10 protein-coding genes are annotated in these 14,329 nt (G+C 70.9%); 3 read left to right on the top strand and 7 right to left on the bottom strand.

Annotated features, from left to right (window positions below):
• Positions 1-78: 78 nt before the first annotated feature.
• From KHC23_RS03465 to KHC23_RS03455, 3 genes are all read left to right on the top strand, one after another.
• On the top strand, positions 79-1,797 hold the full coding sequence (locus tag KHC23_RS03465) for a nitrilase-related carbon-nitrogen hydrolase (protein WP_213369561.1): 1,719 nt from the start codon (positions 79-81) through the stop codon (positions 1,795-1,797).
• A gap of 108 nt (positions 1,798-1,905) precedes the next feature.
• Entirely contained in the window at positions 1,906-4,251 is a 2,346-nt protein-coding gene (locus tag KHC23_RS03460; protein ID WP_213369559.1) for a Tex family protein, read from the top strand.
• A gap of 126 nt (positions 4,252-4,377) precedes the next feature.
• Positions 4,378-6,078: a uracil-xanthine permease family protein gene (locus KHC23_RS03455; protein ID WP_213369557.1), complete on the top strand. Its 1,701-nt coding sequence runs from the start codon at positions 4,378-4,380 to the stop codon at positions 6,076-6,078.
• 3 nt (positions 6,079-6,081) lie between these two features.
• Here KHC23_RS03455 and KHC23_RS03450 read toward each other — a convergent pair whose 3' ends face one another.
• The 7 genes from KHC23_RS03450 to KHC23_RS03420 form a co-directional block, all read right to left on the bottom strand.
• Positions 6,082-7,347 carry an ArsB/NhaD family transporter gene (locus KHC23_RS03450; RefSeq protein WP_213369555.1) on the bottom strand — a complete coding sequence of 422 codons (1,266 nt, stop codon included), beginning with the start codon at positions 7,345-7,347 and terminating at the stop codon, positions 6,082-6,084.
• 239 nt (positions 7,348-7,586) lie between these two features.
• The gene (gene denD / locus KHC23_RS03445; protein WP_213369553.1) at positions 7,587-8,567 is read right to left on the bottom strand and encodes a D-erythronate dehydrogenase; all 981 of its coding nucleotides are present in this window, start codon (positions 8,565-8,567) and stop codon (positions 7,587-7,589) included.
• Positions 8,568-8,613: 46 nt separating this feature from the next.
• A complete protein-coding gene (locus tag KHC23_RS03440) occupies positions 8,614-9,657 on the bottom strand; it encodes a 4-hydroxythreonine-4-phosphate dehydrogenase PdxA (protein ID WP_246544114.1) in 1,044 nt (347 codons plus the stop codon).
• A gap of 14 nt (positions 9,658-9,671) precedes the next feature.
• A complete protein-coding gene (locus KHC23_RS03435) occupies positions 9,672-10,454 on the bottom strand; it encodes an enoyl-CoA hydratase (RefSeq protein ID WP_213369551.1) in 783 nt (260 codons plus the stop codon).
• Complete coding sequence (locus tag KHC23_RS03430) at positions 10,454-11,641, bottom strand: CaiB/BaiF CoA transferase family protein (RefSeq protein WP_213369549.1); 1,188 nt, start codon at positions 11,639-11,641, stop codon at positions 10,454-10,456. The genes KHC23_RS03435 and KHC23_RS03430 overlap by 1 nt, the downstream gene beginning before the upstream one ends.
• Positions 11,642-11,873: 232 nt before the next feature.
• Positions 11,874-12,659, bottom strand: coding sequence for a GntR family transcriptional regulator (locus KHC23_RS03425; RefSeq protein ID WP_246544112.1), 786 nt, complete (start codon positions 12,657-12,659; stop codon positions 11,874-11,876).
• A 171-nt stretch (positions 12,660-12,830) separates the two neighbouring features.
• On the bottom strand, positions 12,831-14,321 hold the full coding sequence (locus KHC23_RS03420) for an NAD-dependent succinate-semialdehyde dehydrogenase (protein WP_373878512.1): 1,491 nt from the start codon (positions 14,319-14,321) through the stop codon (positions 12,831-12,833).
• Positions 14,322-14,329: the final 8 nt, after the last annotated feature.

The raw sequence follows: 14,329 nt of genomic DNA, 5'->3' as shown, positions 1-14,329 counted from the left end.
GCCATCCGAGCGATATTCCCGGCCCCGCCGCCTGAACAGGCCGGGCGCCGAACGCTCCCCCTTGCCCGGAGACCTCCGATGACCACGACGCTGAAGGTCGCAACCGTCCAGTTCGAGCCGACCATGTTCGAGAAGGAGCGCAACCTTGCCCGCCTCGAAGCGCTGGTCATCGAGGCCGCGCAGGACGGCGCGAAACTGATCGTCACCCCGGAAATGGGCACGACAGGCTATTGCTGGTTCGACCGCGCCGAGGTGGCCCCCTTCGTCGAGCCGATCCCCGGTCCGACCACGGAGCGCTTCGCGGCGCTTGCCCGCGAGCAGGGCTGTCACATCGTCATCGGCATGCCGGAGGTCGATCCGGAAACGAACCTCTATTACAATTCCGCCGTGCTCATCGGCCCGGAGGGCGTGGTCGGCACCCACCGCAAGACCCACCCCTACATCGCCGAGCCGAAATGGTCCGCCCCGGGCGACCGCGGCCATGCCGTGTTCGACACGCCGGTGGGCCGCATCGCCCTGCTGGTGTGCATGGACATCCATTTCGTCGAGACCGCGCGCCTCGTCGGCCTCGCGGGGGCGGACATCATCTGCCACATCTCCAACTGGCTGGCCGAGCGCACCCCGGCGCCCTACTGGATCACCCGCGCGGTGGAGAATAGCTGCTACCTCATCGAATCCAACCGCTGGGGGCTGGAGCGCACCGTGCAGTTCTCCGGCGGCAGCTGCGTCATCGGCCCGGATGGGGCCATCGAGGCGGTGATCGACACCGGCGACGGCATCGCCTGCGTCGAGATCGACCTGGAGCGCGCCCGCGCCCGCCGCATGCTCGGCGAACCCGTGTTCGAGCAGCGCCGGCCCGAGCTCTACATGGAGCTGCCGACCACCACCTTCGCCTGGAACCCGCTGGACTTCTTCACCCTGTACGGCCACCGCCCGCTCCCCAAGGGAAGGCGCTCGCAGGTCGCGGTGGCGCAGTTCGCCCCCACCGGCGACATCGATGCCAATCTCGACCGCATCGAGGCGTTGGCGAAGGCCGCGCGCGCGGACGGGGCGGAACTCGTCGTCTTCCCCGAGCGCGCCGTCACCGGGCTCGACGCGCCGGCCGCCGTGCCGCTCGACGGCGAGGCGGTGGCCCGGCTCGTCGCCATCGCCACACGCCACGGCCTGCACCTCGCCGCCGGCCTCGCCGAGGAGGACGGCGGCACGCTCTACAACACCGCCGTTCTTGTGGGGCCGCAGGGCGTCGTCGGGCGCTACCGCAAGACCCATCTCGACGCCTCGGACCACAACTGGGCGAGCCCGGGCAACGAGTGGGGCGTGTTCGACACCAAATTCGGCCGCATCGGCCTGCTCATCGGCCATGACGCGGCCTTCCCGGAGGCCGGGCGGGTGCTGGCGCTGCGCGGCTGCGACCTCGTGCTGTGCCCGGCGGCGCTGCGCGGCGCGCTCACCTCGGCCCATGCCGGCACCGCCATCGCCCAGAACTACCCCATCCCAACAGGCGCCGACCCGCATCACTGGCATCTGATGCGGGCGCGCGCCGGCGAGAACAATGTCCACCTCGCCTTCGCCAATGTGCTGGACGAAGCCTCCGGCTATCGCGGCAAGAGCGGCGTGTTCGGGCCCGATACGTTCGAGTTTCCCCGCCGCGAGGCCATCATCGGTGCCGGCGAGGGCGTCGTCACGGCGGAGATCGACACCACCAATCTCGACACGCCCTACCCCACCAATGTGGTGCGGCGGAAGGATCTGGTGACGATGCGGCTGCCCCATCACTATGTGCCGCTGATCCGCTGACCGCGCCGGCCCCATCCACAAGCCACGCCGCGCGGATCGTGCGGCGTGGCCTTCGCCCGCGTGAGTGAATATGGTCTCGCCTTCCCCTCAAGCGATTCCGTGTTCCGCATGACCGATAAAAGCACCCTCGCCGCCGCCATCGCCCGCCAGATCGCGCAGACGATCGCGCAGGAGATCGGCGCGCGCCCGCAGCAGGCCGAGGCCGCCATCGCCCTGCTCGACGAGGGCGCGACCGTCCCCTTCATCGCCCGCTACCGCAAGGAAGCGACCGGCGGGCTGGACGACACGCAGCTGCGCCTGCTCGGCGAGCGGCTGATCTATCTGCGCGAGCTGGAATCGCGGCGCGCGGCCATTCTCGACTCGATCCGCCAGCAGGAAAAGCTGACCCCGGAGCTGGAAGCCTCGCTCGGTGCCGCCGTCACCAAGGCGGAGCTGGAAGACATCTACCTCCCCTTCAAGCCCAAGCGCCGCAACCGGGCGGAGATCGCCCGCGAGCGCGGCCTCGGCCCGCTCGCCGATTCCATCCTGGCCGACCGAGCCGCGGTGCCGGCCGAGCTGGCAGCCGCCTACATCACCGAGGAGGTGGCGGATGTGAAAGCGGCGCTGGAAGGCGCGCGCGACATTCTCGCCGAGCAGTTCGCGCAGAATGCCGAGTTGCTGGGCCGGCTGCGCGGCCATCTCCGGCAGAACGCCCAGCTGCGCTCGCGCGCGGTCGAGGGCAAGCAGGAGGCCGGCGCCAAGTTCTCCGACTATTTCGACCATGTGGAGCGCTGGGCCACCGTGCCGAGCCACCGCGCGCTCGCCATGCTGCGCGGGCGCAACGAGGATGTGCTGGCGCTGGAGATCGAGGTCGACGCCGACGATCCCCGCCCGCTCAAGCCGGTGGTGCGGATGATCAACGAGGCCTACGCCATCGGCGACAGGCTGCCCGGCGATGCGTGGCTGATGGAGGTCGCCGGCTGGACCTGGCGGGTCAAGCTGTCGCTGCACCTCTCGCTCGACCTGATGACCGAATTGCGGATGCGCGCGGAGAAGGAGGCGATCGACGTCTTCGCGCGTAATCTCAAGGATCTGCTGCTCGCCGCCCCGGCCGGCTCGCGCACCACGATGGGGCTCGATCCCGGCATCCGCACCGGCGTCAAGGTCGCGGTGGTGGACGGCACCGGCAAGGTGCTGGCGACCTCGACCGTCTACCCGTTCCAGCCGAAGAACGATGTGCGCGGCACGCAGGGCGAACTGGCCCGCCTCATCCGCCAACACGGTGTCGACCTCATCGCCATCGGCAACGGCACCGGCAGCCGCGAGACCGAGAAACTGGTGGCCGAGATGCTGGCCGCCCTGCCGGCCTCAGACGCAGGCACGAAGCCGCTCAAGGTGGTGGTGTCGGAAGCCGGCGCCTCGGTCTATTCCGCCTCGGAACTGGCGGCGGCGGAATTCCCCGGCCTCGACGTGTCGCTGCGCGGCGCGGTCTCCATCGCCCGCCGGCTGCAGGACCCGCTGGCCGAACTCGTCAAGATCGACCCGAAGTCGATCGGCGTCGGCCAGTACCAGCACGATGTCGACCAGTATCATCTCGCCCGCGCGCTCGACGCGGTGGTGGAGGACGCGGTGAACGCGGTCGGCGTCGATCTCAACACCGCCTCCGCCTCGCTGCTGGCGCGCGTGTCCGGGCTCGGCGCGTCGCTGGCCGAGGCCGTCGTCGCCCATCGCGACGCCAACGGCCCGTTCGCCAGCCGCAGGCAGCTCAAGGACGTGCCGCGCCTCGGGCCGCGCACCTTCGAGCAATGCGCGGGATTTTTGCGCATCCGCGACGGTGCCGAGCCGCTCGATGCTTCCGCCGTGCACCCGGAAGCCTATGGCGTGGCGCGCAGGATCGTCGCCGCCTGCGGGCGCGACCTGCGCACGCTGATGGGCGACAGCGCCGCGCTGTCCGGGGTGAACCCGGCCGCCTTCGTCGACGAGCGCTTCGGCCTGCCCACCGTGCGCGACATCATCGCCGAGCTCGACAAGCCCGGCCGCGACCCGCGCCCCGCCTTCAAGACCGCGACCTTCGCCGACGGCATCGACGACATGAAGGACCTCAAGCCCGGCATGGAGCTGGAAGGCACGGTGACCAATGTCGCCGCCTTCGGCGCTTTTGTGGATATCGGCGTGCATCAGGACGGGCTGGTGCATGTCTCCCAGCTCGCCGACCGCTTCGTCAAGGACGCCCATGAGGTGGTGAAGGTCGGCGACGTGGTGAAAGTGCGGGTGCTGGAGGTCGACCTCAAGCGCAAGCGCATCGCGCTCTCCATGCGCCGCGATGCCGGCGCCGGCACGGCAAGGCCGCAGGGGCAGCGCGACGCGCCGCAGGGCCCGCGCGGGCCCGCCCCCCGCCCGCCGGCCCGCGAGCCGCAAAAGGCGCCGCAGGGCGCGCTCGGCGCGGCGCTGATGGACGCACTCAAGCGACGGTAGGGCGATTTCGAGGGCAGCGGCCACCGGCGGGGCGCCGGCGGGCCGGCTGGCAGGCACGCCGCTTTCGCGTTAAGCCAGTGCGAAGACACCGCGCCTTCCCTTGCGCGATCCCGGAACCGCGTTCGCATGACCGCGCGCTATGAGCTGCACTCCAGCCCCCCGCCTGCCGTCCTGCTGACGGCGGTGGCGCAGCATATGGGGCTGATGGCGGTCACGCTGGTGTTTCCCCTGCTCGTCGCCCGGGCCGCCGGCGCCGGTCCCGACACGCAGGCGCACTACCTCCAATTGTCGATGCTCGCCATGGGCGCGGCGACGCTGCTCCAGGGCTGGGGCCGGCGCGTCTTCCGCCTGCCGCAGATCGGCAGCGGCTTCCTGCTGCCGGCGGTGTTCACCGCCGCCTATCTGCCCGCCGCGCTCGCCGTCGCGCGCCAGGGCGGGCTGGAGGCCGTCGCCGGCCTCACCATCGCCGCCGGGCTGACCGAGATCGTGCTCAGCCGGTTCATCGGCCGGCTGCGGCCCTATCTGCCGGTCGAGATCGTCGGGCTGAGCGTGCTGATGATCGGCATCATCCTCGGCATCGTCGCGCTGAAGCTGATCGTCGGCCATGACATGGAACTGCCGCTGGAGCCCTCCGAGACCGGCCCCGCGCTCGCCGCGCTCGCGGTCATGATCGCCCTCGCCGTCTGGGGCGGCACGCGCCTGCGCACCGTGGCGGTGCTGCTGGGGCTGGCGACCGGCATCGCCCTGCACATGGCGTATCAGCCCGCCGCCATCGGCATCAGCCTCGACCCCGCCGCCTTCATCCCGCGACCGATCGCCTGGCCGCTGGTCACGCCGAGCTTCGAGCTGGCGCTGCTGCCCGGCTTTCTGGTCGGGGCGCTGGCCTGCACGCTGCGTGCCTTCGGCGACATGGTCGCCAGCCAGAAGATCAACGATCCCGTCTGGAAGCGGCCCGACTATGCCAATATCGAGGCCGGTGTGCTCGCCGACGGGCTCGGCACGCTGGCGGCGGGGCTGATCGGCACGATGGGGCTCAACACCTATTCGGCGAGCGTCGGCCTCTCGCTGGCGACCGAGGTGCTGGCGCGCCGGGTCGCCCTCGGCGTCGGCCTCGGCTGGATCGCGCTCGCCTTCCTGCCGCAGGCGGCGGGCCTCCTGCTGCAGGTGCCGCAGGGTGTGCTGGGCGCCGCGCTGCTGTTCGCCGCGACCTTCGTGGTGATGTCCGGCATCGCCATTCTCGGCCAGCGCCTGCTCGATGCCCGGCGCACGCTGGCGATCGGCCTCGCCTTCTTCCTCGGCCTGTCCTTCGACGAGATGCCCGGCTTCTATGCCCATCACCTGCCGCCGGCGCTGCAGCCGCTCATCACCTCGTCGCTGGTCCTTGCCCTGCTGACGGCGCTGGCGCTGAACGCGCTGTTCCGCCTCGGCGCGCGGACGTCGCACCGGCTGGCCTGGCAGCCCGCGACCGGCGCCGCGCCGTTGCGGCGGTTCCTGAGCGAGGTCGGCGCGCGCGAGGGCGCGCGTGCGGAATCCGTGCTGCGGCTGTCGCAGATCGCCGAGGAATTCGCCGAGGCGGCGGCGAACCTCTCCCCTGCCGACCCGGTCGCGGTCGCCGCCCGGTTCGACGAATACGCGCTGGAACTGGCCTTCACCTGGAACGGCCGCCCGCTGAAGCCCGGCCCGGCGCCGACCCTCGACAGCGCCGCCGACGAGGACGCGATCATGAACGGCGTGGTGCTGTCGCTGATGACCCGTCTCGCCGACCGGCTGACGACACGCCAGCTTGCGGACGGGCGGCAGGAGCTGACCTGCCGCGTCGACCAATAGGCCTCAGGCGCCGATCAGCACGATCCAGCCGGCCGCCATTGCCATGCAGGCGAGCGTGACCGGGACGCCGGCACGGGCGAACTCGCCGAACGAGATCCGCACCCCGCAGGCCGCCGCCTGTTCCACCACGATGATGCCGGCGAGGCTGCCGAACACGATCAGATTGCTGGAGAAGCCGGTGCCCAGCGCCAGCGCGGCGCCGAGCGCCTCGGCATCGCCGCCGGGGGTGAGGAACGGGATGAGCAGCATCACCGCGGGGTTGTTGCCGACGATGTTGCTCAGCGTGCCGCCGACCAGATAGAGCGCCAGCGGGTCGTCGAGATTGAGCCCCATGGCGCGCAGCCCGTTCAGCAGGTCCTGCGGCAGGCCGGTGGCCGCCAGCGCCGCATTGACCACGAACAGGCCCATGATGAGCAGCAGGAGATCGCCGTCGATATGGGCGAGCAGGTCGCGCGAGGCGATCTGCCGGTTGATCAGCAGCACGCCGGCGGCGCCGAGCGCGATCAGTTCGCGCGGCCAGTCGCTGAGGATGAAGGCCAGCACCACGATGAGCGTCACCAGGCCAGCCTTCGCCGTCTCCACCCGGTCGAGCCGTGCCGGCCCGGGGGGCGGCACCGACATCGGCGCCGACATCGGCACTTGGCCCGGCGCGCGGGCGCTGTCCGGCAGCGTCCAGCGGCCGCGATAGATCAGCGCGACGATGGCCCACACCAGCGGCAGCGAGGCCAGCGCCGGCAGGCCGGCAATGGCGAGGAACCCGTTGAAGGACAGGCCGAGCTGCTGGGCCGCGATCATGTTCTGCGGACTGCCGATCAGCGTGCCGGCCGAGCCGGCATTGGCGGCGAAGCAGAACGCCAGCAGGAACGGCACCGGGTTGAGCCCGCGCGCCAGGGTGAGCGAGACCAGCAGCGGCGTCATCGCCACCACCACCACGTCGTTGGTGAGGAGAGCCGAGAGCCCGCCGCCGACGCCGACGAGGACGGCCAGCAGCACCGGGGCGCTCACCGGCAGCAGCGCCACGCGCTGGGCGGTCCAGTCATAGAAGCCCGAGACGACGAACGCCGCCGACACCACCATCAGCCCGAACAGCATGCCGACGCTGGCATAGTCGATCGAGTCCCAGGCGGCCTTGGAACTGATGCTGCCCGCCACCATCATCGCCAGCGCGCCGACGACGGCCGCGCCGGTGCGGTCCACCTTGAACCCCGGCAGCTTGCCGAAGCCCATGGCCACATAGACGAGAAGGAAGATGAGCAGTGTCAGCGCCACGTGGCCGCGGTCTCGGTGAAACAGGCGGCGAACGCCGCAGGGAGAGCGCCCGGAAGGCGCCGGCAACGAATCATATGCGGGGCGCGCAGGCCCGGTGCCTTCCGGCAGCGCGATATTCCCCGCGAAACCGCGCGAGGTCCAGCCCCGCCGGGCAATCGCGCCCGGCGGCCCGTCCCTGCCATGCCGGCGGGAGTGCCGAGGGGCGCGCGGCTATCGCCGCCACGCCATCGGGCGAAGGCTCACGGCGCCGGCAGGCGGCCGCCCAGCTCTTCCTCGATATAGGTGTCGAGAATCGCCGGGAAATCGGCATCGCCGGCAAAGCCGAGTTGGTGCGCCCGCGCGGCGGCGAAGCGCTGCGGCCAGCTCCCCACCACGCGCGCCACGGTCGGGTCGGGCGCCGGCCGGATCAGCCCGGCCACGCGCGCGCCGGCCCGCGCCCGCAGCGCCGCGATCTGCTCGCCCACCGTCACTGAGACGCCCGGCATGTTGAGGCTGCGGCGGGCACCGAGCGGGCCGGTGTCGAGGGTGGCGGCGTGCAGGAGATAGGAGACGGCGGCGCGCGGCGAGGCGATCCACACCCGCATCGCCTCCTCCACCGGCAGCACCGCCTCCTGCCCGTTCAGCGGCTCGCGCATGATCGAGGACAGGAATCCGGACAGTGCCGCATTGGGCCGGCCCGGGCGCACGCAGACGGTGGGCAGGCGCAGCGCCAGCCCGTCGATGAAGCCCCGCCGGCTGTAATCGGCCAGCAGCAGCTCCACCATCGCCTTCTGCACGCCATAGCTGGAAGACGGGGCGCAGAGATAATCGTCCTCGACCACATCCGGGCACGGCGCCCCGAACACGGCGAGCGAGGACGCGAACACCACCCGCGGCGCATAGCCCGGCAGGCGCCGGATCGCCTCGAACAGCGCCCGCGTGCCATCGAGATTGACCCGGTAGCCCTCCTCGAACCGCGCCTCCGCCTCGCCGGAGACGATGGAGGCGAGGTGGAAGATCACGTCGGGCCGCCCCGCGACCAGCGTCTCCGCCGCGCCCGGGGCGGCATAGTCGCCGGCGTGGCACGCGACCGCGAACGGCAGCGCCGCCGACGGCGCCGGATCGACCACGTCGTGCAGCACGGCGGTCGCGACCGCCGCCCCGCCGAGCCCCTCCGCCGCCAGCCGGGCGAGCAGCTTGCGGCCGAGCATGCCGGCGGCGCCGAGGATCAGGATCTTCATCGTGGGGTTTCCGGGATGCGGGCCACAGGGCGGAAGGCGTTCTATATCAAGCCGCGTGCGCGGCGTCCCGGCGGGCGCGCGCCATCCGGCAGACGACGTCGAACGCCGCCTGCATGGCGCCCCATCCGGCCTCGCCTTTGCCATGGAGGTCGAAGGCGGTGCCATGGGCCGGGGTGGCGATCGGGATCGGCATGCCGCCATGCACGGTGACGCCGCGCGAGAAGCCCATCAGCTTCATCGCGATCTGACCCTGGTCGTGATACATGGTCACGATCGCGTCCAGCTCGTCCTTCTTGAGGAACAGGGTGTCGGCCGGGAACAGGCCGACCACCGGCAGCCCCTGCGCCCGCGCCGCCTCGACGGCGGGGCCGATCACGTCAATCTCCTCGCGGCCGAAGCTGCCATTGTCACCGGCATGCGGGTTGAGCCCGCACAGGGCGATGCGCGGTTCCGCGACGCCGACCCGTACCAGCGTCGAATGGATGAGCCGGATCGCGCCGACGATCCGCTCCTCGGTGAGCAGGCCGGAGACGTCCTTCAGCGGCACATGGCTGGTGACGCGGCTGGTCCACAGGCCGTCCAGCGCGTTGAGTTCGCCATAGGGGCCGTTGGGCTGGAGAATCTCGGCGAACCAGTGGGTCTCGTCGGGGTGGCCGAGGCCGCCCAGATGCAGCGAATGCTTGTTCAGCGGCGCGAAGCACACCGCCTCGGTCACCCCGGACGTGGTGTAGTCGATGGCGCGGCGCAGCGTGTCCATGGCGTAGCGCCCGCCATTGGCGGTGGCGACGGCGCGCGCGAACGGCGCCTCGGCGCGGCCGCGATAATCCACCAGCACCGGCACGCCGGGGGTAAACTCGGGCCGCTCGGCGTCGGGCGCCAGCGCATAGTCGAAGCGCGCGTCGCAGATGCGCATGCCCTCTTCCAGTTCGTCGCGGTCGGCAATGATGAGGATGTCGGCGGCATGCCGGTTGGCCTCGCTGGCGAGCAGGCGGACCATCAGTTCCGAGCCGATGCCGGCGGGGTCGCCGGCGGCGATGGCGATGCGGGGGATCATGCGGTTCTCCTTGGCGGCACGCGGGGTGTCATGCATCTTGCGTCCTCCGGCTAGCGCCCGGTCCATTTCGGCACCGCCTTGGTCCTGGCCAGAAAGTCCGCGACGCCGCGGCGGAAATCCTCGCTGCCATAGACCTGCGCGACCATCGCCTCGATATCCGGCAGGCTGCCGAGGGCGAGCGCCCGCACCGTGGCCTTGGTGGCGCGCGTGGTCAGCGGCGCGTTCTCGGCCGCGCGCCGGCACAGCGCCTCGATCTCGGCGTCCATCGCCTCCGGCTCGGCGATCTTCAGCAGGAAGCCGTTGTCGAGCATTTCCTGCGCGGTGACGATCTCGCCGAGCAGCACCATCCGCTTGGCGATGCCGACGCCGACCGCGTCGCCGATGCGCGCCATGGAGAGCGCGGAGAGGCAATTGCCGAGCGTGCGGCCGATCGGCGAGCCGAAGCGCGCGCCGGGGGTGGCGAGGCGGAAATCGCAGGCCGAGGCGATGTTGAGCCCGCCGCCCACCGCCCAGCCGTCGACCACGGCGAGGGTGGTCACCGGGATCGCGTCGACCGCGCTCATGCAGTCGTCGATCCGGTGCTCATAGGCGACGCCGTCGGCGCCGCTGGCGAATGTGGTGAAGCCGGTGATGTCGGTACCGGAGACGAAGGCCTTGCCGCCGACGCCGCGGAACACCGCCACCCGGATCGACGGGTCGTCGGCGATCCGCAGCGCCGCGTCGCGCAGGTCCAGCCACATCTGGCCGGTCAGCGCGTTGTGCGCCTCCGGGTTGTTGAAGCGGACGAAGGCGACCTCGCCGGCCTTCTCGAAATCGATGCGCGGGCTGCTCATCACACGGTCTCCTTGATGGTCGACGGCTTGAGCAGCCCCTTTTCCACCAGCTCGCGGCGGAGTTCGGCACCATGCTCGTCCAGCAGCGGCGGCGGCAGGCGGATTTCCTGCGGCGTGGCGCTCATCTTCACCGGGAAGCCGAGCGCACGGAACTCGCCCTCCACCGGGTGCGGCACCATCTGCACCATCTCGCGGGCCACCGCCTGCTCGCTCGAAACCGCCTCGCCATAGTCGAGGATCGGCGCCGTGGGCACGCCGGCGGCCGTCAGCGCGTCGATCCACTCTTCGCGGGTGCGGGTGAGGAAGGTCGGCGCCAGCTCTTCCATCAGCGCGAGGCGGTTGGTCACCCGCGCCGCATTGGTGGCAAAGCGCGGGTCGTCCTGCAGCTCCTCGCGGCCGAGCACCTTCAGGAAGGTGATCCACAGGCCCTGATTGGCGGCGCCGATGACGAACCAGCCGTCCGACGCCTCCACCGCCTGATAGGGCGCCGACATGCGGTTGGCCGAGCCGATCGGGGTCGGCGAGGTGCCGGTGCCCCACAGTTCGGTCGTCTCCCAGATCGAGAGCGCCAGCGCCGCCTCAAACAGCGAGGCGTCGATATGCTGGCCCTCGCCGCTCGTCTGCCGCCCGATCACCGCGCTGAGAATGGCATAGGCGCTGAACAGGCCGGCGCCGAGATCGGCCACGGCGATGGAGTTCTTTGCCGGCTCCATATCCGGGAAGCCATTGGAGCTGAGAATGCCGGACACCGCCTGCGCGATCAGGTCGAAGCCCGGCCGCTGCGACCACGGCCCGGTCTGGCCGAAGCCGGAAATGCTGGCATAGACGAGGCGCGGGTTGATCGCCTTCAGCGTCGGGTAGTCCATGCCGAGGCGGCCGGCGACGCCGGGGCGGGCATTCTCCACCAGCACGTCGGCGGTCTTCACCAGCGCGTAGAGCACCTCGCGGTCCTGGGGCGACTTCAGGTCCAGCGTGATCGAGCGCTTGTTGCGGTTGAGCGCCAGAAAGCCCGGGCTGTCGCTGCCCTTGAGGCGGAAGCCCATGGAATGGCGGGTGGAATCGCCCGTCCCCGGCGGCTCGATCTTGATGACGTCGGCGCCCATATCCGCCAGCAGCATGCAGCAGAAGGGCCCCGCCATCACCTGCGAGATGTCGAGCACGCGTATGCCTTGCAGGGGCAATGCCATCAGAAAGTCCTCCCGTTTCGGTCGCCCTCGGGCCGCGCGCCGGGCGCGCCGGTCGGCGGACGACATGGCGTCTCCTGGCTCCCGCCCTCGGGGCGGCAGCGGTTGGCGACGACGCGGCGGATCGGCCGGCCGGCGCCATTCACTCGAAATATCCCATATGATCTGTCGGCCCCGCCTGAATCCGGGGCGCCTGTGGCTGCCGCGCGCATCGGACGGGCCGGTGCGCTGGCCCTCAGCGCCGCCGGGTGCGCCCCCGCCGGGTGCGCCCGCCGGCCTCCGGCGCGGGTCCCGTTTCCGTGGTCCGCTCCAGTTCCTCCAGCACCACGTTCATGCGCGCCCGCGAGGCCTTGAGATGCTCGCGCATGGCCCGCTCCGCCGCCGCCGGATCGCGGGCCAGCAGCGCCTTGATGATCGCCTCGTGCTCCTGCACCGCCTTGGTGGTGGCGTTGGTCCTGAACAGGAAGCGGAAGATGTGGAGATGGGCGTGCAGCCCTTCCACCGTCTCGGCGATGAAGCGGTTGCCGCTGGCCGCCGCCACCAGATGGTGCAGCCGGGCGTCGCCCTCCGCGAACTGGGCATAGGCGAGTTCGTTGCCGGTCTGCGCATCGGACATGTCGCCGGCAAGGCCGGCGAGCCGCTGCAGCGCGGCATCGTCCGCCTTCTGCGCCGCGAACGCCGCCGCCGCCGGCTCGATCAGCAGGCGCAGGTCGAACAGATCGTGCACTTCCTGCCGCGTCAGCAGTTCGGCGGCGCGGAAGCCGACATTGGGAATCTTGTAGGCGAGCTTCTGCGCCTCCAGCAGCGTCAGCGCCTCGCGGATCGGGGTCTGGGAAATATCGAGCTGGCGCGCCAGCGCCTCGATGCCGATATGCGCGCCGGGCGCGATCTTCATCGTCACCAGCATGGACAGAAGCTGCTCGTAGGCCAGTTCCACCAGCGATTGCGGATAGGTGGGGCGCCGCTCTTCGCGCGCGACCAGCCGCGCGAAGGACAGCGGCTCCTGATTGTTGGCGGCCATGTGAATCAAACCCAAACCCGGAATAATATAAGATATAGGTTTTCATCATTCCAACCAAGGGGACACGACATCGGGCGTCGGCGCGCGGCGAGGGCGCCCGCCGCGCGAGGGGTGGGCGGAAACCCTCCGGGCGGATGGCGGGCTCCGTGATGCCATCCGCCCGGCGAGCCATCACCAGTTGACCGCGATGTACTTGGCCTCGGTGAATTCGAGCAGCCCGTGATGGGCGCCCTCGCGTCCGAGCCCGCTCTGCTTGACCCCGCCGAACGGCGCGGCGGGATCGGAGACGAGGCCGCGATTGAGCGCCACCATGCCGTATTCCAGCCGCTCGGCCAGTTGCAGGCCCAGCTTCATGTTCTCGGTATAGACATAGGCGGCGAGGCCGAACTCGGTGTCGTTGGCCATGCGCACCGCGTCCTCGATGTCGGTGAACGCCATCACCGCCGCCACCGGGCCGAAAATCTCCTCGCGCAGCAGGTCGGCGTCCAACGGCACGTCGGCGAGCACCGAGGGGGGATAGAAGAACCCCTCGCCGTCCGGCGTCTTGCCGCCGAGGCGCACCCGGGCGCCCTTGGCCACCGCGTCGTTGACCAGCGTCTCGATCTTGTCGATGGCGGCGCGGTTGATCATCGCCCCGCACTGGGTGGCGGCGTCGGTGCCGGCGCCGAGCGCCAGCGCCCCCATCTTCTCCACCAGCTTCTCCACGAAGGCGGGATAGATGCCCTGCTGCACATAGAAGCGGTTGGCGGCGGTGCAGGCCTCGCCCGCATTGCGCATCTTGGCGATCATCGCCCCGTCGATGGCGGCGTCGAGATCGGCGTCGTCGAGCACCAGGAAGGGCGCGTTGCCGCCCAGTTCCATCGACGAGTTGATGACGTTGTGCGAGGCCTCGCGCAGCAGGATGCGGCCGACCTCGGTGGAGCCGGTGAAGGAGAGCTTGCGGGTGCGCCGGTCGCGCAGGATGGCGCTGCACAAGGCCGCCGGGTCGGAGGTGTTGACGATGTTGACCACGCCGGCCGGCACCCCCGCCTGGCGCAATATCTCACCGATGGCGAGCGCGGTCAGCGGGGTTTCCTCGGCCGGCTTGAGGATGCAGGTGCAGCCCGCCGCCAGCGCCGGGGCGATCTTGCGGGTGGCCATCGCCGCCGGGAAGTTCCACGGCGTGATCAGCAGCGAGATGCCGATCGGCTGGTACTGCACCATGATGCGGTTGCCGCCGGCCGGGGCGATGGCGATGTCGCCATTGATGCGCACCGCCTCCTCCGCGTACCAGCGGAAGAACTCGGCGGCGTAGAGCACCTCGCCGCGCGCGTCCGGCAGCGCCTTGCCGTTCTCCAGCGCGATGAGCTGGGCCAGCCAGTCGGCGTGCTCGACAATGGCGTGGAAGCAGCGCTGCAGGATCACCGCGCGGGCGCGCGGCGGCGTCGCCGCCCAGGCGGCGGCAGCGGCCTGCGCGGCATCGAGCGCCGCCATGCCGTCGGCGACGGTGGCGTCGGCGACCGAGGTCAGCACGCCGCCGGTCGCCGGGTTGAGAATGTCGATGCGCGCGCCCCCGGCGCCGGCGACCCATGCGTCGCCGATCAGCAGGTCGGTCGGGACGGGGAAGGCGCCCTCGGCGTCGATGCCGGGGACGAGATAGGTGGCGGCGCCGTGCGCGGTCATGGGTGCGG

This window comes from Ancylobacter dichloromethanicus, assembly GCF_018390645.1.
Lineage (GTDB): Bacteria > Pseudomonadota > Alphaproteobacteria > Rhizobiales > Xanthobacteraceae > Ancylobacter > Ancylobacter dichloromethanicus.
The sequence above is the reverse complement of the archived record's forward strand: the minus strand, read 5'-3'. Positions and strand labels throughout refer to the sequence as shown.